The sequence below is a fragment of the Phenylobacterium sp. genome, from assembly GCF_041913825.1.
In the GTDB taxonomy this organism is placed as follows: Bacteria; Pseudomonadota; Alphaproteobacteria; order Caulobacterales; family Caulobacteraceae; genus Phenylobacterium.
In genome coordinates this window covers 123,224-141,921 of record NZ_JAYSEO010000008.1, presented here as the reverse complement: position 1 = coordinate 141,921, position 18,698 = coordinate 123,224, and the positions used below count along the sequence as shown (strand labels likewise).

General features: G+C 71.2%; 13 protein-coding genes. 10 read left to right on the top strand and 3 right to left on the bottom strand.

Annotated features, from left to right (window positions below):
• Positions 1–137 precede the first annotated feature (137 nt).
• Genes ACE3Q8_RS08550 through ACE3Q8_RS08540 form a run of 3 tightly spaced genes read left to right on the top strand, consistent with a single transcriptional unit; the run spans position 138 to position 2,958 of the window.
• Positions 138–1,217, top strand: a complete 1,080-nt coding sequence (locus ACE3Q8_RS08550) for a glycosyltransferase family 2 protein (RefSeq protein WP_374469844.1) — start codon at positions 138–140, stop codon at positions 1,215–1,217.
• The gene (locus ACE3Q8_RS08545; RefSeq protein ID WP_374469843.1) at positions 1,214–1,582 is read left to right on the top strand and encodes an EamA family transporter; all 369 of its coding nucleotides are present in this window, start codon (positions 1,214–1,216) and stop codon (positions 1,580–1,582) included. The genes ACE3Q8_RS08550 and ACE3Q8_RS08545 overlap by 4 nt, the downstream gene beginning before the upstream one ends.
• Complete coding sequence (locus tag ACE3Q8_RS08540) at positions 1,579–2,958, top strand: hypothetical protein (protein WP_374469842.1); 1,380 nt, start codon at positions 1,579–1,581, stop codon at positions 2,956–2,958. The genes ACE3Q8_RS08545 and ACE3Q8_RS08540 overlap by 4 nt, the downstream gene beginning before the upstream one ends.
• Here the strand turns inward: ACE3Q8_RS08540 and ACE3Q8_RS08535 are convergent.
• Both ACE3Q8_RS08535 and ACE3Q8_RS08530 read right to left on the bottom strand, forming a co-directional pair.
• Positions 2,910–5,189, bottom strand: a complete 2,280-nt coding sequence (locus tag ACE3Q8_RS08535; protein ID WP_374469841.1) for a glycosyltransferase family 4 protein — start codon at positions 5,187–5,189, stop codon at positions 2,910–2,912. The genes ACE3Q8_RS08540 and ACE3Q8_RS08535 overlap by 49 nt on opposite strands.
• A 16-nt stretch (positions 5,190–5,205) precedes the next feature.
• Entirely contained in the window at positions 5,206–6,300 is a 1,095-nt protein-coding gene (locus tag ACE3Q8_RS08530; RefSeq protein WP_374469840.1) for a sulfotransferase family protein, read from the bottom strand.
• Between the two features lie 140 nt (positions 6,301–6,440).
• Here ACE3Q8_RS08530 and ACE3Q8_RS08525 point away from each other — a divergent pair, with 140 nt between their 5' ends.
• From ACE3Q8_RS08525 to ACE3Q8_RS08515, 3 genes are all read left to right on the top strand, one after another.
• A complete protein-coding gene (locus ACE3Q8_RS08525; protein ID WP_374469839.1) occupies positions 6,441–8,417 on the top strand; it encodes a glycosyltransferase in 1,977 nt (658 codons plus the stop codon).
• Positions 8,414–9,451 (top strand): hypothetical protein, encoded by a 1,038-nt coding sequence (locus ACE3Q8_RS08520; RefSeq protein ID WP_374469838.1) that lies wholly within the window; start codon positions 8,414–8,416, stop codon positions 9,449–9,451. Before ACE3Q8_RS08525 ends, ACE3Q8_RS08520 begins: the two co-directional genes overlap by 4 nt.
• Before the next feature lie 72 nt (positions 9,452–9,523).
• A complete protein-coding gene (locus tag ACE3Q8_RS08515) occupies positions 9,524–10,717 on the top strand; it encodes a hypothetical protein (protein ID WP_374469837.1) in 1,194 nt (397 codons plus the stop codon).
• Here the strand turns inward: ACE3Q8_RS08515 and ACE3Q8_RS08510 are convergent.
• Entirely contained in the window at positions 10,680–11,474 is a 795-nt protein-coding gene (locus ACE3Q8_RS08510) for a DUF6270 domain-containing protein (RefSeq protein ID WP_374469836.1), read from the bottom strand. The genes ACE3Q8_RS08515 and ACE3Q8_RS08510 overlap by 38 nt on opposite strands.
• 198 nt (positions 11,475–11,672) lie before the next feature.
• Between ACE3Q8_RS08510 and ACE3Q8_RS08505 the strand changes: the two genes are divergently transcribed.
• The 4 genes from ACE3Q8_RS08505 to ACE3Q8_RS08490 all read left to right on the top strand — a co-directional run bounded on the left by ACE3Q8_RS08505 (position 11,673) and on the right by ACE3Q8_RS08490 (position 18,595).
• The gene (locus ACE3Q8_RS08505) at positions 11,673–13,403 is read left to right on the top strand and encodes a type I secretion system permease/ATPase (RefSeq protein ID WP_374469835.1); all 1,731 of its coding nucleotides are present in this window, start codon (positions 11,673–11,675) and stop codon (positions 13,401–13,403) included.
• Complete coding sequence (locus tag ACE3Q8_RS08500; RefSeq protein WP_374469834.1) at positions 13,400–14,770, top strand: HlyD family type I secretion periplasmic adaptor subunit; 1,371 nt, start codon at positions 13,400–13,402, stop codon at positions 14,768–14,770. Before ACE3Q8_RS08505 ends, ACE3Q8_RS08500 begins: the two co-directional genes overlap by 4 nt.
• A gap of 211 nt (positions 14,771–14,981) precedes the next feature.
• The gene (locus ACE3Q8_RS08495; protein WP_374469833.1) at positions 14,982–16,808 is read left to right on the top strand and encodes a calcium-binding protein; all 1,827 of its coding nucleotides are present in this window, start codon (positions 14,982–14,984) and stop codon (positions 16,806–16,808) included.
• 98 nt (positions 16,809–16,906) lie between these two features.
• Positions 16,907–18,595, top strand: coding sequence for a glycosyltransferase family 4 protein (locus tag ACE3Q8_RS08490; protein ID WP_374469832.1), 1,689 nt, complete (start codon positions 16,907–16,909; stop codon positions 18,593–18,595).
• The last annotated feature ends 103 nt before the right edge of the window (positions 18,596–18,698 follow it).

The following is an 18,698-nucleotide window of genomic DNA, read 5'->3' as shown; positions in this document are numbered from 1 at the left end:
CACTCCCGACGAGAGGGCGCGGAGGTATCAGCCGTGGCGCTGCGGCGCAACACGGCGCCGCGCCGCGCCGGCCCGCTTTTGCACGGCGCCGCCTTCCGTGTTAGCCCGCCGGCAAGGGGGCCTGGCGCCGCGTTCGCATGACGTCGTTCGACAATATCGCGCGGGAGGCGCCGCTGTCCCCGGACGAGCGGCGGAACCTCTTGCGGGTGATGCCGCCGAAGCTGGACGGGGCCGGCGTCTGGCTGGTGGTCCCCTGCTATCGTGTGAAGGCGCACATCCTGAAGGTGATCGCCAAGGCCCCTGCCTGGGTCGAAGGCATCGTCTGCGTCGACGACGCCTGCCCCGAGGGCTCCGGCGATTTCGTCGAGGCGAACTGCGCCGACCCGCGGGTGGTGGTGGTCCGGCTGCCGCAGAACCTGGGCGTCGGGGGCGCGACGCTCGCCGGCTACCGCGAAGCCGTCCGCCGCGGCGGACAGGTGCTGGTGAAGGTCGACGGCGACGACCAGATGGACCTGGGCTACGTCGCGCACCTGGTGGCGCCGATCCTGCTCGGCGAGGCGGACTACGCCAAGGGCAACCGCTTCACCTCGATCAGCCACCTGCAGTCCATGCCGTCGGTGCGGGTGTTCGGCAACGCGGTGCTGAGCTTCGCGGCGAAGCTCAGCACGGGGTACTGGAACATCTTCGACCCCACCAACGGCTACACCGCCATCGAGGCGAATGTGGCGAGGATGGTGATGGAGAAGCGGGTGTCGCAGCGCTTCTTCTTCGAGACCGACCTGCTCTACCACCTGGGCACCCTGCGCGCCGTGGTGCGCGACGTGCCCATGCCGGCCCGCTACGCCGACGAAGTGTCGAACCTGCGGATCGGCGCGATCGTCGGGCCGTTCGCCCTGAAGCACGCGAAGAACTTCGTCCAGCGGGTGCTCGGCCAGTACTTCGTCCGCGACTTCCACGCCGCCAGCCTGGAGCTGGTGTTCGGCCTGTTCGGCGTGCTGTTCGGGGTGGGCTACGCGGCCAACTACCTGGCCACCCGCGTCCCCGGCCAGGCGGCCTCGGCCGGCGTCGTCATGGCCGCGGCCCTGCCGATCATCCTCGGCGCCCAGTTCCTCCTGCAGGCCATGAACTTCGACGTGCTGAACGTACCCACGCGGCCTATCCACCCGTACCTGCGGACCATCGCCCGGATGGAGCAGGAAGAGGACGCCTCCCGGTGACGCCCAAGGACATTGCGCTCTGCAGCTTCTTCGCCGTGGCGCTGCCGCTCGGCCAGGGCCTGTTCAAGTGGGGCGCCATCTACAACGAGCGGCTGTCCGGGCCCTTCCTGTGGCGCGTCGTCCAGAACTGGCCGCTGATCGGCGCCTTCTCCTGGTATGCGGTGACCGCGCTCCTGTGGTTCTACGTGCTGACCCGGGTGCCGCTCTCCACCGCCTACGCCTTCTCCCTGACCGGCTCGTGCCTGGTGCCGCTGATCGGCTGGCTGGTCTTCAAGGAGCAGCCGAGTTGGTCCATGGCGGGGGGCTACCTGCTGATGTTCGCCGGCCTCTACCTCATCGTCGCCCGACCCGGAGCCGCCGCGTGACGCCGCCCGCCTCGCGTTTCCAGCCCGCCGACCTGACGCGCCTCGTCCTGCTCGCCGGCTATGTGCTGGTGCTGGCGCTGAACCTGCCCGGGCACCTGTCGGTGGACCCGATCCTGTCGCTTTACGAAGGGCGGCTGCACGAGCGGATCACCTGGGGCCCGCCGTTCCACGCCTGGGTGCTCGGCGCCTTCGACCAGCTCCTGACCGGCACGTCGCTCTATGTGGCGGCCACGGCGCTGCTGCTGTTCGGAGGCTGGATCTGGCTTGTCCGTCAGCAGGGACGGGTGTCCTGGCTGGCGGTCCTGGGCGCCGCGGCGGTGGTCGCGACGCCGAACATCCTGATCTACCAGGGGATCGTCTGGAAGGACGTGTTCTTCGCGAACACCGCGACCCTGGGCTTCATCTGCCTCGTGGCGGCGGCGCGGACGTGGAGCCCGGGCCGGAGGCCGCCACTGATCGCACTCGGCGCCGCGGCCCTGCTGTTCGCCATGGCCAGCCTGGTGCGCCAGAACGGGCTGGTCGCGTGGTTCCCCGCCGCGGCGGCGGTCGCCTGGGCCGCGCGCGAGCGTGGCTGGCGAGCGATGGCCGGGTGGAGCCTGGGCTGGCTCGTGGTGGTCTCGCTCGTCGCCCAGACCCTCTCGGTCAGCGCCACGCCGATCAAGAACCGCGACGACATCTCGATCTCCCGCGGCGTGCGCATCGTCCAGCATCACGACATCGCGGGCTTCCTGGCGCGCGACCCGAACCTGCCGCTGGCCCGCATCGACCGGTCGAACCCGGTCTCTGACGACACCCTGCGGGCGCGCGCGCCGCAGCGCTGGTCGCCGGAGCGGGTCGACTACATCGGCCTCGACCGAACGCTGGCGCGCACTTTCTGGCGCCTTCCCGACGACGCGGTCCGCGCCGAGTGGCTGGGGCTGATCCGCGAGCACCCGCTGGGCTATCTGCAGATCCGCCTGGCCGACTTCGGCTGGGTGTTCGCCACCCCGGTGATCGACCGCTGCCTGCCCGTGCACGTCGGCGTCGCCGGCCCGCCCGGCCCGATGGCCAGGCTGGGGCTCGAGCCACGGCACGACGCCCGCGACATCCAGCTCTACAATTACGTCACCTGGTTCATGGACACGCCGGTCATGTCTCACGTGGCCTATGCGGTCCTGGCGCTCGCGGTGGCGGGGGTCCTGCTGCTGCGCCGTCGGCCGGGCGACATCCCGATCCTGGCCCTGCAGGTGGCGGCGCTCGGCTTCGCGGCGAGCTTCCTGGTGATCTCGATCGCCTGCGACTACCGCTACCTCTACTTCCTCGACGTGGCGGCGCTGACGGGCCTCTTCTACCTGTCGCTCGACCTCGCGGTCTGGCGCCGCGCCCCCAGCGCCTGAACCCGGGCCCGCAGGCGGGCGCCGACCGCCGCGTAGGACAGGGCCCCGGCCACGTGCGTGCGGCCGCGCTCGGCGAGCAATCGGGCGGCGGCGGGGTCGTCCAGCAACTGCTCGATGAGCCTTGAGGCGTGCTCCACGGAGGGCTCGGCCCAGACCTGGCCCTCGCCGTGCGGATAGGCCCCGGGCGGCACGGGCGTGAGGGCGTAGTCGACCAGCAGGGCGGCGCTCGGCGGCATGAAGTCCACATTGCCGGAATAGCCCGTGGCGATGGTGGGCCGGCCGAGCGCCATGGCCTCCGCCGGCCCGCGGCCGAAGCCTTCCGAGCGGTGCAGCGAGACGAACACGTCGCAGGCGGCGATCAGCGCGCGCATCTCCTCGTCGCTGAAGTCGCCGCCGAGCACCTGGGCGCGGTCGCCGAGCGCCGCCACCCGCGCCTCGAAGGCGTCCCGGGCCGCCCGGGTCGGCGGCACGCCGCGAACCTTGATGACGCAGTGGAGATCGGCGTCCGGCCGGCGCGCGAGGAGCCGCTCCACCGCGGCGAGCACGGCCTCGGGGTTCTTGCGCGCTGGATGCGAGGCGAAATCGAAGAAGAACAGCACCGTGAACCGTCCTTCTGGCACCCCGAACCAGAGCCGGCCCAGGGCCGCCGGCGGAGGCGCGGGCTCCACGGCCAGCGGGATGGTGTGGACCGGCCGGTCCACGGCGCCGTCGATCGCGTCGCGCACGAAGGCGGAGGGCGCCCACACCTCGTCGAAGCGGGACACAGCCCGGGCGTAGGCCTCGGGATACCGGGCCAGCTCCCAGGCGGGGTAGATCACGTTGACGGCGGCGTCGAACGCGGCGCGTCCCAGCCGCTCCACCACCCGGTCGGCCTCGTCGCCGTTGACGCAGAAGACATTGAGCGACCCGAGCTCCGTCACCAGCAGGTCCCCGAGGCCGGCCCAGGCCGGGTCCGGCAGGCTGCGGGTCTGGGCGACGTCCACCAGCCGCACCGTGAGGCCGGCGGCCTGCAGCGCCCGGAGCGTCACCCGGAGGTGCTCGCCCATCCCTGCGGGGCTGAAGGGATAGCCGACCACGGTGACGTCGGCCGATCCCGGTCCGGATCCCGGCCGGAGGGGCCGTGCGGCCTCGACGGGGCGGGGCAGGACAGCCTCGATGGGCCGCGCCGGGCCCCGGCGGAAGGCCAGCTCCAGGCCGCTGCGCGCCTCGCCGGCGGCCCCGGGGTTGGCGGCGAACCAGGCGGCCTCGTCGAAGGCCGGCGACGGGGAAAGGCCCTCGTAGGTGCCGACGGTCAGGTAATGCCGCAGCGGATCGGCGCGCGCGGCCTCCCCCGCCTGGGCGAGGTAGTGGACGGGATCGAAGCGCGGGCCAGGGCTGCGCGCCGCCCGCTCGGAGCTCGCCAGGTAGGCGCTCAGCGGATCGTCGGCCGCGCCGGGTCGCTGCGCGTCGCGACCCCAGACCTGCGCCTCGAACAGCGGGTGCGGATCGGCGCCGGCGGCCGCGCCGCGGGTCACGTAGTGGAGCAGGGGAGCGACGCCCGCCTCTGCGGCGCCCGGGGCGTGGCCGAGGTACCAGGCGTTGGCGAACAGCGGGTGCGGGTCGAGCCGCTCGCGCCAGCCCTCCCGCAGGTAGTGGACCAGCGGGTTCTCGCCCGTCCGCGCCACGGCCTCGCACTGTCCGACATAGTGGCGCAGGTCGAACAGCGGGTGCGGGTCTCGGCCGGCCGCGGCCCCTTCGAACAGGAAGTCCTGGAGGGCGCTGAGCCGGCTGCCCGGCCGTCGCGCCCGGCGCGGGTCGAGCAGGGGATGGGGGCTGCGGCCCTCCAGGTCGCCCAGCACGAGGTAATGGGCGAGCGGCGCCCAGCGGCCGCCGGCGAGCCCCGGGGCGCCCTCGAGGTACCAGGCCTGGTCGAACAGCGCCCGGGGCTGGACCGAGGGATCCGGTCCGGCGCGCACATAGTCCAGCAGGCCGGAAGTCTCGCCTCCTGCCGCGCCCAGGGCTGTCTCCAGGTCGGCCCGCCAGACCCCCGACGCGCCGAGCAGCAGGGCCCGTCCCGGGAGCTTCCCGCGGGCGAGGAGCAGGGCGAGCCGCTCGGAGGGGACGCGGGCGGCGCGCGGACCGTTGCGCCGCAGGCTCGCCGCCTGGAACCGCCGCCAACGCTCGTCGGCCAGCCGGCGGCGCTCGTGGGCGGCGGCTCGGCGCAGATCGAGAATGGCGGGGCGGTCTTTCACGGCGCGGCGGCGCCGCTCAGCTCTCGGCGAGCAGGGAATCGAGCCGGTGCGCCAGCTCCGCCCAGCGGCGGCGCATGGCGTCCAGCTCCATCTCCAGACGGACCACGTCGCTGCGCCACGCGGCTTCCATCTCGGCCCGCTCGCGGGCGTGGGTCTTGCGCAGCACGGCCTCCACCGCCCGCTGGTGGCGCAGGTCGGCGCGGGCGACGTCGAAGTCGGAGGTCATCGGCGAGACCAGTGGCCCCACCTGCTCCCGCCAGCGGCCCAGCTCGGCGGCGGCTTCGTCCAGGAGGGCGGTCTCCGGCGCCTGGCGGAGGGCGGCGGTCTCGAACCAGGCGAGCACGCGGGCGGTGAGGTCTCCGGCCCAACCGTGGCCCGCCAAGTCGCCGCGGGCCTGGTTGTGGCGCAGCTCGGGCGACAGGAAGACGTCGATCTCGCGGGCGCTGCGCTCGGTGAGATGGGGCAGCGGCGCGCCGTGGGCGGCCTCGATCTTGGCCACCTCGGTTCGCCAATCGGCGAGCAGGCCGTCGTAGCTCACGAAGGCGCGCGGCAGATCGCGGGTGTAGGCCTCGGCCGCCAGCATGTAGCTGGTCCAGACGAGCAGGGACTTCTCGACCGCGAAGTTGTCGCGCCGGGCGAGGGAGCCCGCCACCGCCAGCGGGTGGCGGACCGGGATCACCGCGCGCACGCCCAGGCCGAGGTCCTCCAGCACGGTGCGCCAGAACGGCATCAGGACGCTGACGCGTGGGTCCTTCAGCAGGGGGAAGCGGGCGTAGCGGTACTCGCTGTCGAACAGCTCGGTGGCGCGGGTCAACCAGGCGCGCTCGTCCTTGCGCGGCAGCGGGCGGTACGGGAAGGCGAAGGTGTCGTCCCAGGCCGAGCCGACCGCCCGCAGGCGCTCGTCATTGAGGATGGCGATCTTCCAGGGCTCGAAGTAGCCCTTGGCGTTGTGCTCGTCGCCCGGCATCACGTGCTCGGGCAACTGCGCGCCTGCGGCGGCCAGCAGTTGGGTCGTCGCCGAGGTGCCGGAGCGGTGCATGCCCAGCACGAGGTAGGCCGTCCGGCGGGCGGCGGTCGGGCGGGCGTTGTCCGGCAGGTCCTGCGTGGTCATCCTCGAATCCGCGGCGGCGCGCCTGGGCTGTAGAGGCCGCCGCCATCCGTCGCAAGCGCGGGGCGGCGGTTGCCCGTGAGGACCTTCTGTTGCACACAAGCCCGCGCCGCCGCGAAGGGAAAATACGCCGCATGGCCGTCATGGCCCAAGAGGATGAGGTCTACCGGGTCGTCTCCACGGCGTTCGACGGCGCCTTCTACCGGGCGGCCTATCCGGACCTCGCATCGCTCGACGCCGACCTCCTGCGGCACTACCTGAACTTCGGCTGGCGTGAGGGCCGCGACCCGGCGCCCTGGTTCTCCACGCGCGCCTACCTGGAGGCGAATCCGGACGTCGCCGAGCGTCTGCAGGAGCCGCTGCACCACTACCTGAGCGTCGGCCGCCGCGAGGGCCGCGAGGCCCCGCCTTCGGTCCACGCCGGCGCCTGGGCGCGGGCCGCCGTGCGGCTGGGCGCGGCGCCCGCCTGGAACGCCGTCGAGCCGCCGGAGCTGCGCGAGCCGGAGCCCATCGTGCTCGACGACGGCCGCGCCGCCGAGGCCCAGCGCATCCATCTCGAGCAGCGCGAGCTGGTCGGGCCGGAATTCGATGCCGACTACTACATGGCCGCCTATCCGGACGTGGCGGCGGCCGGCGGCGACCCGCTCGACCACTTCCTGCTGTTCGGTTGGCGCGAGGGCCGCGATCCGACGCCGCGATTCTCGATCCGCGACTACCAGGACGCCTATCCGGATGTCGCCGAGGCCGGGATCAACCCGTTCGTCCACTACCTCGGCGTCGGCCGTGGGCTCGGCATGGCGCCGCGGCAGGAGCTGGGCTTCCGGTACGACATCCTGCGCGAGCAACGCCCGATGACGGCGCGCGTGGAGCATGCGCTCAACGTCGCCGCGACGGTGAAGGCCCGGCCGGCGTCGGTCCTGGCGAAGGCGCTGGCGAAGTCGCGGAGCGGGCTGGCCGATCTGCACGTGACCTTCAGCCACGACGACTTCACCGCCAACACCGGCGGCGTGCAGCTCTGCCTGCAGCGCGAGAGCGCTCGCATCGCCGACCTCGGCCGCGACCACCTGCACGTGTTCCCACCGGGTCCCTGGCCGGTGGTGCGCCAGGCCGCCGACGAGAGCCTGCTCGGCGTGCTCTGGAACGGCCGCCTGGTGGGCCATTTCCGGCCGGAGGCGATCGTCGAGACCCTGCGCGGGGCGGCCGGGGCGGTCGCGCCGGGGCGGCGCACCTTCGCCATCCACAGCCTGCTCGGCCACACGGCCGACGAGGTGGCGGCGATCCTCGGCGCTGTCGGCTTGAGAGCCGGCTCGTTCTGGCTGCACGACTTCGCCAGCCTCTGCGCGGGCTTTCACCTGCTGCGTAACGACGTGCAGGACTGCGGCGCGCCGGCGCCGGACAGCGCCGCCTGCTCGATCTGCCTCTATCTCCCGTACCGCCGCCGCCACCTCGTGGAGCACGAGCGGCTGTTCAACCGGCTCGACCTGACGGTCGTGGCGCCCGCCCGCGCCACCCTCGAGTTCTGGAAGGCGAGCTGGAACCATCCGGCCCTGGGTGAGCGGGTGCTGCCGCATGCGCGCCTGCTGCCACGCGGGCCGGCGCCGGCGCCGCGTCGCGACCGCCCGTTCCGGCTGGCCTACGTGGGCCACACCGTCGCCCACAAGGGCTGGTCGATCTTCCGCGAGCTGGTGCTGAAGCACGAGGGCGACGATCGCTACGAGTTCCTGCACCTCGGCGCCAAGACGCCGGGCGGCCTGCCGCTCTCGTTCCACGAGGTGCGCGTGACGGACGAGCAGCCCCGGCTGATGCAGCAGACGCTGGAGGCCCTGGAGGTGGACGCAGTGCTGGTCTGGCCGCTGTGCCGCGAGACTTTCTCCTTCACCGCCTACGAGACGGTGGCGGCGGGCTGCGCCATCGTCACCAATCCCGACACCGGCAACGTCCAGGCCTTCGTGCGCGAGGGCGGCCACGGCTGGGTGCTGGACGACGAGGCGGCGCTGGCCGAGGCCCTGGAGAGCGGCCGGATCCTCGACCTGGCCCGCGCGCGCCGCGACGCGCAGCTCTACGACCTCGAGTTCAGCGCGCTCTCGGTGGACCTGATGACGCAGGAGGCCGGCCGGTGAAGGTCCTCTGCTACTCCAGCTTCACCTTCTCCTACCTGAACCGCGCCCGCGTGCTGTTCCGGACCCTGCGCCGCTTCCACCCCGAGTGGGAGCTGGTGGCGCTGATCACCGACGAGCCGCCGCCAGGGTTCGTCTTTCGGGCCCCGGACGAGCCGTTCGACCGGGTGGTCTGGGCCCACGAGCTCGGCATTCCCGACTACCGGAGCTGGCTCTTCAAGCATGACGTGGTCGAGGTGTGCACGGCCGTGAAGGGGCCGTTCATCCACCAGGCCTGCGCCTCCGGGGGCGACGCGGTGATCTATCTCGATCCGGACACCGCGCTGCTGGCCAGCCTCGATCCGCTGGTCGAGCTGCTGGAGAGCCACGACATCGTCCTGACGCCGCACCTGATCGAGCCCAACGACCAGCCGATGGCGATCCTCGACAACGACCTCTCGGCGTCGCGGACGGGGATCTTCAATTTGGGCTTCGTGGCGATCCGCACCACGGGCGAGGGCGCCCGCTTCGCGAAGTGGTGGAACGACCGGCTGCTGTCCTACTGCTACGACGACATTCCCGCGGGCCTGTTCGTGGACCAGCGCTGGTGCGACCATGTGCCGGCGCTCTTCGACAAGGTGAAGGTGCTGCGCGACCCGGGCTACAACGTGGCGAGCTGGAACCTCAGCACCCGCGAGGTCGCGGTGGGCAAGGACGGGGCGATCACCGTCAATGGCCAGCCGCTGCGCTTCTGGCATTTCACCAAGCTCGGCGCCACGGCCGACATCATGACCAAGCGTTACGCCGGCGCGAACTTCCCGGTCTACGAGATCTGGCACTGGTACCGCCGTGAGGTGGCGGCCGGCACGGACCCGGCGATCCCCGAGCGTTACTGGGCCTTCGGCGCCTATCAGGACGGCGCGCCGATCGAAAAGGCGCACCGGGAACTCTACCGCGAGCGGGCGGACCTGCAGGCCGCCTTCCCCGACCCGTTCGTTTCCGGCCCGGCGGGGTACCAGGCCTGGCTGGCGCGTGAGGGTCCCAGCGCCGCTGCTTGACAGGGCCGTGACGGGGTCCGAGACAACGGCATCGAACTAGGGGAGGGGCGGCGGTTTTCCGCGCCCGGAGACTTGGCCGCAGCAGCTCCAGACGAGGACCCCGCCGTCGCCGGCGTGATCGCCAGGGTGGACGCGATCGCCGCCCGCATCGCCGACCTGAAGGCGATCGGCGCGCTGGGCCAGCAGGTGCAGGTCCGCGAGGCGGTCACCCGCAGCGAACTGACCCTCGCCCTCACGGAGGCGCTGAGAGGCCGAGCCGAGGTCGAGGCCCGCCTGCGGCGCCAAGCGCTGGCGCGCCTCCGCGACGGCGCGCCGCCGGAGCTCCGGGGACTGACCCGGCTGGAGCGCGCGGTCGGGCGCCTGCTCACGTGGCGCGGCGCCAGCGGCCGGGCTCGGCTCATCGCCCGCTCGGGTCTGTGGCGAGGGCAGGGCGAGGCCGAACGCCGGCGCATCGCCGACTATGTGCGGGATGGCCGGGACCCTGGGCTCCAGCCGCCCGCGCCGGTGCTGCAGGACTGGTACCTGGAGACCTATGGGGCCGAGACCTCGCTGCCGCCGCTGGTGGATTATCTGACCGGCGGGGCGGCCGCAGGCCGCTCGCCGCACCCGCTGTTCCTTTCGGGCTGGTACGGGGCGCAGCACGCCGGCGAGATCGCGGAGATGCGCGTCACGCCGCTCGAGCACTTCGTCCGCCTGGGGGCGGGGCGGGGCGCCAACCCGCACCCGCTGTTCGACGTCGCCCACTACCTGGCCCAGGAGCCGGAGCTGGCGCCGGGCGAGGACCCTGCGATCCACTACCTGCGCTCTGGGTGGAAGGCCGGGCTGTCGCCGCACCCGCTGTTCGATCCCGCCTGGTATGCGGCGCAATCGCCGGACCTGCCGCCGGGCGCGCCGCTGCTGCACTATCTCACGGACGGTTGGCGGGCGGGCCTGTCGCCCCACCCGCTGTTCGATCCCGCCTGGTACCTGGCGCAGAACCCGGACATCGCCGCCGCGGGCAGCGAGCCGCTGACCCATTACGTGGCGGCCGGCGCTGCGGAGGGCCGCAATCCGAGCCCCTGGTTCGACATCCCGCACTACGCCGCCCAGCGGGGCGCCGACCTCGCGCCCGGCGCCGATCCGCTGCTCGACTACCTGCGTGGCGGCGCCTGGGCGATCAGCGAGGCGCGGCCGGGTTTCCCGACCGCCGCCTACCTGGCCGCGAACCCGGAGCTGGCGCGCACCGGCCTCACGCCGCTGGAGCACTGGGCGCGGCGAGGGCGCTGACGCCCAGGCCGTGGAGCTGGCGCCAGATCTCCGCGTAGTAGTCGGGAACGTAGTGAAAGGGGCTGTAGCCCCACTGGTGGGTCTCGTCTGCGATCCGCTGCGCAGGCGCGGCCACGGTCGAGATCGGCGGCATCACCGCGCGGAACGCCGCCTCGTAACGGGCCAGCAGCGCGTTGTGGACCGACAGCTCGCCCCAGTCCCCGGCGAGGATCTCCACGCCCGGTACCGGCCGCTCCACGCCCTCGGCGTCGCGGCGGACGCCGGCCCAGCGCGCGCTGTGCAGGATCAGCCGCGCGGTCGACAGCGGCGTCGCCCGGACGAGGGCGGCGAACTCGCCCACCGCCTCGAACCACATTTGCTCGCAGGCCGCCGACAGACGCGGGATCCGCCGGGCGCGTTCGAACGCCGGCTGCGACAGGTAGCCGCTGACCTCCAGCTCCCAGCTCCGGGTCACCAGCGCGCCGCGGGCGGCGAGCAGATCGAAACGCTCGTCGATGAAGTCGAAGATCAGATGGGTGGGCCGGAAGGCGACGAGCCTGGCGAGGGCGGTCTTGAGGACGTCGTCCAGCAGGGCTCGATGCTGGTGCTGGCGGAGCGGTTCGGGCGGTGCGGGCGCGGGCTCGAAGCCCTGGACGGGCTCGGAGACGAGGCTCGGGAAGCTGGTGCGGGAGATGTAGAGCAGGTCCTCCAGCCCGTCGCCGCGCACCGGCCAGAGGTCGCGCGTGATGCAACTGCCGATGATCGCCACTCTGGACATCCGTACTCCTGAGGCGTTGCGTCCCATGCCGGCGGCGGGGCCGGCCCCCGCCATTGACATAAGTAGGGGCCGGAAGCATCTGTCGCGCCGCTCCGGGCGTTCCGGGCGAGAAGCGGGTGGTCTAGAGCCCTCCGCATTCACCGCAATTAAGCCACCTTTAGGCTATCTTGGGCGGCAGGACGGACGGCGGCGCGGCGCATGAAGATCTTCACCTTCCTGAGGGACCTCCCGGACAATGTGCTGACCAGCGCATTGAAGGACGGCAAGCATCCGCTGTTCATCGCGGCGATCTTCAGCTTCTTCTCGAACATCCTCTACCTGGCGCTGCCGCTCTACACCTTCCAGATCTATGGGCGGGTGATGACGAGCCACAGCCAGGCGACCCTCTGGGCTCTGACCCTGGTGACGCTGTTCGTGTTCGCCGTCTCCGGCGCGATCGACGATTTCCGGGCGCGCATCCTGATCAACTACGGGGTCGCGCTGGACCAGCGGGTGTCCGGACGCCTGTTCTCGGGCCTGTTCGAGGCCGCTGTGCGCGGCGAGCCGAACGCGCGCTCCCAGGCGCTGCGCGACCTCGACACCTTCCGCCAGACGCTCACGGGCATCGGGGCGGCGGTGTTCTTCGACGTGCCCTGGATCCCCGTCTTCCTCGCCGTGCTGTTCCTGATCGACCCGCTCGTGGGCGCGGTGACCCTGCTGGGCGCCTTCGTGCTGCTGGGCCTCGCCATCTGGCAGCAGAAGGCCACGCACCCGCCGATGAAGGAGGCCACGGATGCGGCCCTGAAGAGCTACGCCTTCACCGAGGCGGCGCTCCGCAACAGCGAGGTCGTCCGGGCCATGGGCATGCTGCCGACCCTCGGCCGCGCCTGGGCGGGCCACCGGGCGGTGACCATCGAGCGCGGCGCGGTCGCGGCCGAGCACTCGAACATGTTCACCGACATCATCAAGTCGGTGCGGATGGCGATCCAGGTCGTGATCATCGCCATCGGCGCCTACCTGATCATGAAGGGCCAGATCCATTCCGGCATGCTGTTCGCCAACATGATCCTGGCGAGCCGCGCGCTGCAGCCGATCGAGAAGATCGTCGGCGCCTGGGAGCCGCTGAACAACATGGTGCGCTCGCACGAGCGGCTGAACGCCATGCTGGCCAAGGCCGAGCCGCCGCAGCTCTCCACCACCCTGCCGCGGCCCACCGGCAAGCTCGGCGTCGAAGGCGTGAACTTCGCCCCGCCCGGCGCGCAGAAGCTGGTGCTCGGCAACATCAACTTCGGCCTCGAGCCCGGCGACGTGCTGGGCGTGATCGGCCCGTCCGGCGCCGGCAAGTCCACGCTGGCCCGCCTGCTCGTGGGGATCTGGAAGCCAATCAACGGCGCGGTGCGCCTCGACGGCGCCGACGTCTTCACCTGGGAGCGCGCCGACTTCGGTCGCCACGTGGGCTATCTGCCGCAGGACACCGAGCTGTTCGCCGGGACGATCCGCAACAACATCGCCCGCTTCCGCGACGACGTGACCGATGAGGAGGTCGTCCGCGCGGCCCAGATGGCCGGCGTGCACGAACTGATCCTGCGGATGCCGAAGGGCTACGACACCGAGGTGGGCGAGGGCGGCGTGATCCTGTCCGCCGGCCAGCGGCAACGCGTGGGCCTGGCCCGCGCCATGCTGGGCGATCCCGCCTTCGTGGTGCTGGACGAGCCGAACGCCAGCCTCGACGCCGAGGGCGAAGAGGCGCTGATGCGCGCCATCGACACCATGAAGGCCAACAAGGCCACGGTGGTGATCATCTCGCACAAGCCGGGCGTGTTCCGCTCGGCCGACAAGATGCTGGTGCTCCGCGACGGTCGCGTGGAGCTGTTCGGGCCCCGTGACCAGGTCATGGCGCGCCTGATGAAGCCCGCCGGCGAGGTCCGGGCGGTGGAGGCGGGTCGATGAAGCTAGATCTCGGGCCGGTCCGATCGACCTATGTGGCCCCCTCCTTCGGGGGCGACGACAAGGGCCCCATGGACCCGGGCCTGCGCCAGCGGATGCGCCGGCCGATGCTGGTGGGCGGCGGCGTCATCGGCGCGCTGGTGATCGGCCTGGGCGCCTGGGCCTCGGTCACCAAGCTCCCGATCGCGGTCAGCGCACCGGCCGAGGTGCGCGTCGAGTCGAACCGTAAGACGCTCCGTCACCGCGAGGGCGGCACGGTCCGCCAGATCCTGGTGCGCGAGGGCCAGTTCGTGCGCGCCGGACAGCCGCTGCTGACCTTCAGCGACGTGGAGCCGCGCGCCGCGGTCGACGTGTTCCAGAACCAGTATGACGCCCTGCTCGCCCAGAACGCCCGCTTCGTCGCCGAGGCGATGGACCGGGCGAGCCTGGCGTTCCCTGCGGAGCTCACCGCCCGCAGCGCCGACCCGCGGGTCGCGACCCTGATCCGCGACCAGGAATTCCTGTTCGCCACCCGCCTGCAGCTCTTCCAGAGCCAGGCCGCGGTGCTGCAGCAGCGCCTGGAGCAGATCGAGACTCAGATCCAGGGTCAGCAGGCGCAGGTGGATTCCGTCGAGGAGCAGAAGCGGCTCACGGAGGAGGAGCTTCGCGGCTATCGCACCCTTCACGAGAAGGGCTATGCGCCCAAGACGCTGATCCTGCGCTACGAGCGCACCCTGGCGGAGTTGAACGGCCGCCGCGGGTCGCTGCTCGCCGACATCGCCCGCCTGCGCCAGCAGATGGGCGAGACGCGGATGCAGCTCGCCAGCATCCGCGAAGAGCGCCAGAGCCAGGCGGCCGAGGGGCTGCGCGACACCCAGACCAAGCTGGCCGACGTGGCCCCACGCCTGACGACGGCGCGCCAGACGCTCGAATCGACCGTCGTCCGCTCGCCGGTGGATGGCTACGTCTTCAACCTCACCCAGTTCACGGTCGGCGGCGTCGCCGGCGGGGGCGAGGTGCTGATGGACGTGGTGCCGGCCAACGCCCCGATGGTGGTCACCGCGATGATCCGGCCCGAGGACGTGGACAACGTCCGTGTCGGGATGGAGGGCATCGTCCGACTCACCGGCGTGAACCAGCGCTGGCAGGATCCGCTGCCCGCCAAGGTGACGGTGGTCTCCGCCGACCGGATCACCAATCCGGAGACCGGGGCGGCCTTCTACCGGGTGGACATGCGAATCGAGCCGAAGGACCTGGCCCATCTGCGGGGGGCGACCCTGCAGCCCGGCATGCCCGCCATGGCCTCGATCGTGACCGGCGAACGCACGGTGATGGGCTTCCTGATTTCGCCGATCACGGACACTCTGAATCAGGCGTTCCGAGAGGAATAGTTGCGCGCGCGCGACACGCTTGGGGGGACGTTTCCGGCGGGCGTTTTGCAGTTGCGCATCTGGCCCTCTTCCGATACGTCTTCCCTCGGGCTCGTTTAACCTTCGCCGCAACTGTGTTGTGGCGCTTGGGGTAATGGACCGCCGGGACTGCTCCATCGGGGATGGGGGTCAGGCGTGCCGGGGGTCCGTGTGACACAGACTGGAGAGATCTATGGCAGTTTACTTCTTTGAGACGATCACTGCGGACCAGGCGGCGAACTACGCGCCGACCGACCGCGTCGTCTTCTCGACCGCGGGCGAATCCGCTCGCACCACCTCGGTGGTCTACAACGCCGCGACCGCCACTCAGGGCGCGACCGTCACCATCACCTCGTCGCTGACGGGCCGTTCGGTGACCTTCGGCACCGGCATCTACGACGAAAGCGATTTCGTGTTCCCGGACGCCTCCACCCTGTGGATCGGCGATGCCGGTGCTGACAACGAAGCTGGCGGCGCGACCAACGACGCGCTCTACGGCGGCGGCGGCAACGACAGCCTCTCGGCTGGCGGCGGCAACGACGTCGTGCAAGGCAACGCCGGCGCTGACACGGTCGACGCCGGCGGCGGTTCGGACACCGTCTACGGTGGCCAGGACGCCGACCGGATCGATCTCGGCACGGGCGCGAACTTCGGTCAGGGCAACATCGGCGGCGACACCGTCACCGCGGCGACCAGCACCTCGGCGAACTTCATCTACGGCGGCCAGGGCGATGACTCGCTCGTCGGCGGCTCGGGCGCCGACTTCCTGAACGGCAACCGCGACAACGACACCATTAGCGGCGGTGACGGCAACGACACCATCCTCGGTGAAGGCGGCAACGACACCCTGATCGACTCGGGTGGCAACAACTCGATCGACGGCGGCGAAGGCAACGACACCTTCACCATCACCAGCACCGGCACCAACACCGCTCTGGGCGGCGACGGCGCCGACACGATCGTGGCCACGGGTTCGGCGGCTGCCGGCACCTCGTCGCACTGGCTGCACGGCAACGCCGGCAACGACACCGTGAGCGCGGCCAACATCGGCAACGACTCGCTGTTCGGCGGCCAAGGCAACGACACCCTGGTGTCCACGCTGGGCGGCAACGACTACCTGAACGGCAACGCCGGCAACGACAACATCTCGAGCGGTGACGGCAACGACACCCTCGTGGGTGAAGACGGCAACGACACGATTGCGGCGGCCAACGGCAACAACAACGTGTCGGGCGGCTCCGGGAACGACATCATCACCTCCGGCACGGGCAACGACATCATCGACGCGGGCGAAGGCGACAACGTCGTCACCTCCGGCGCCGGTAACGACAATGTGACCGCCGGCTCGGGCGATGACACGATCACGGGCGGTGACGGCAACGACACCGTGGCGGCTGGCGCGGGCGACAACTCCGTGGCTGGTGGCGACGGTAACGACAACATCACCACCCTCGGCGGGGCCGACACCATCACCGGCGCGTCCGGCAATGACGTGGTTAACGCGGGCGCTGGCGACGACGACATCCGCACCGCTGACGGCAATGACACCATCAACGCCGAAGACGGCGACGACCTGGTGCTCAGCGGCACCGGCAACGACACCGTCAACGGTGGCGCTGGTGATGACGACATCACCGGCGGCACGGGCACCGACTTCCTGTTCGGCGGCGCGGGCAACGACACGTTCAACTTCGTCACCGCGGACTCGGGTGTGACCCCTGGTCAACTCGACCAGATCCGTGACTGGCAGTCCGGCGACTCGCTGTCCTTCAGCGGTGGTGCCGGCCTGACGGCTGCGACGATCAACACCTACCTGGAGACTTCGGCCGCGAGCTACGAAGCGGCTCAGTCTCTCGCCAACGCTCAGTTGGATGCCGGCCAGATCGACTACGTGGCCGTGCAAGTGGGCGGCGATGTGGTGGTGTTCGTCGATACCGACGACCTTGACGACGACGCTGACGACGCGGTGGTCCTCGTGGGCCGCACGCTCGCCGACATCGACTTCGGCAACATCGTCTAAGCTTCGGCTCAGACGGAAGTTGGAGGGCCGCCCTTCGGGGCGGCCCTTTTCTTTTGTCCATTCTTCCGCAACGGGCGGCCGCCGCGTAGAAGCGCGGCATGTCCAACGCGGCGATCTATCTGCACCCCAACGGGTTCGACACCACGGGCAAGGAACTGCTGGGCCGGCACTCGGCCGGCGAGAGCTTCCTGCGCGGCTTCATTCGCCACGCCGACGTGGACCGCTTCCACTTCTGGAACGTCGCCAGCCGGCCGCACACTGAGCTGCAGGCCCTGGTCGACCGCATCTGCCCGCCCGACAAACCGGTGAACTGGATTGCGCCGAACCGGCGCGCCGCGTTGGCGGAGGCCGGCGTGGTCAACCTTCCGGGGCCCGACCTTGGCCAGGAGGCGTGGCTGCGCCGGGTGGTGGGGCCGCGCACCTACTCGCTCTGCGGGATCACCCACACCACGGCCACGGCCAACGTCATGCGCATGGTGCCCGAGCTGCTGCTGTTCCCGACCGAGGACTACGACGCTCTGATCTGCACCTCGGCGGCGGTCCGCGACGGGGTCGAGACCCAGCTTGCCCTCGTCCGCGACTACATGGCCACCGAGCACGGCCCGCGCCGCCGCCCGGAGCCCCAGCGGGTGACCATCCCGCTCGGCGTGAACACCGAGGACTTTCGGATTACCCCAGAGGACCGCAAGGCCTGGCGCGAGAAGCTCGACATCCCCGAGGACGCGGTGGTCGCGCTCTATGTCGGCCGCTTCAACGTGCGGGCGAAAATGAACCCGGCGCTCATGGCCCTGGCGCTGGAGAAGGCCGCCCAGCGCACCGGACGCGACATCTACTGGGTGAACTCGGGCCACGCGATCAGCGACGAGCTGGAGGCCGCCTACCACGACCAGACCCGGGCCCTCTGCCCGTCGGTCCACTACCGGCACGTGGACGGGCGACTGCCCGACGTGCGGTTCTCGATCTGGTCCGTGGCCGACTTCTTCATCAGCTTCTCGGACAACATCCAGGAGACCTTCGGCCTGACCCCCATCGAGGCCATGGCGGCGGGCCTGCCCTGCGTGGTCACCGACTGGAACGGCTACAAGGACACGGTCCGAAACGGCGAGGACGGATTCCGGATCGCCACCCGCGCGCCGGGCCCGGGTTCCGGCGCGGACCTCGCCTACTGGTTCTCCAGCAATTGGATGAACTACGAGAACTATGTGGGCGCGGCGTCGCAGTTCACGGTCATGGACTACGAGGAGGCGGCCTCGGCCATCTCCATCCTGGTGTTGAACGGCGACTTCCGGCGTCGGCTGGGGGAGCAGGCCAAGGCCCGCGCCCGGCAGGTGTTCGACTGGGCGGCGATCATCCCGCAATACCAGGCGCTCTGGGCCGAGCTGAACGCACGTCGCCAGGCCGCCGCGCCCGAGCGCGGCTCGAGCGTCAATCCTTTCCGCCCCGACCCCTTCACCCTGTTCAACAGCTATCCCACCGAGCACGCGGCGCTGGAGGACATCGTCGCGCTCGCCGATGGCATGACCTGGGAGGCGGCGCGGACCCTGCTGCAAAGCCCGCTGGCCAGCTACAGCGCGTTCAACCGGGTGACCCTGCAGGAGGCGGAACAGATCGTCGCCTGGCTCGCCGAACGCCCCTCGGCGTCCGTGGCCGAGATGGCCGCGGCGGTCGCCGGCCCCGGGCGGCTGTCGTTCGTCCAGCGCGGGATTCTCTGGCTCGCCCGCTACGGGATCGTCACCCTGAAGACCGCGCCCAGGCCGGTCGGCGGCGGGCGCGAAGCCGGGGCCTGAAACGCAACGGCCGGGCGACGGATCTCGCGATCCATCACCCGGCCAAAGCGACACAGCCATGGAGAGCTAGGCTGACGCAGCACCTTAGCCTAAAGCGCTACCG

Coding starts and splice junctions, on each gene's coding strand:
- ACE3Q8_RS08550 (WP_374469844.1), top strand. CDS start 138: ATGACGTCGTTCGACAATATCGCGCGGGAGGCGCCGCTGTCCCCGGAC.
- ACE3Q8_RS08530 (WP_374469840.1), bottom strand. CDS start 6,300: ATGACCACGCAGGACCTGCCGGACAACGCCCGCCCGACCGCCGCCCGC.
- ACE3Q8_RS08525 (WP_374469839.1), top strand. CDS start 6,441: ATGGCCCAAGAGGATGAGGTCTACCGGGTCGTCTCCACGGCGTTCGAC.
- ACE3Q8_RS08510 (WP_374469836.1), bottom strand. CDS start 11,474: ATGTCCAGAGTGGCGATCATCGGCAGTTGCATCACGCGCGACCTCTGG.
- ACE3Q8_RS08505 (WP_374469835.1), top strand. CDS start 11,673: ATGAAGATCTTCACCTTCCTGAGGGACCTCCCGGACAATGTGCTGACC.
- ACE3Q8_RS08500 (WP_374469834.1), top strand. CDS start 13,400: ATGAAGCTAGATCTCGGGCCGGTCCGATCGACCTATGTGGCCCCCTCC.
- ACE3Q8_RS08495 (WP_374469833.1), top strand. CDS start 14,982: ATGGCAGTTTACTTCTTTGAGACGATCACTGCGGACCAGGCGGCGAAC.
- ACE3Q8_RS08490 (WP_374469832.1), top strand. CDS start 16,907: ATGTCCAACGCGGCGATCTATCTGCACCCCAACGGGTTCGACACCACG.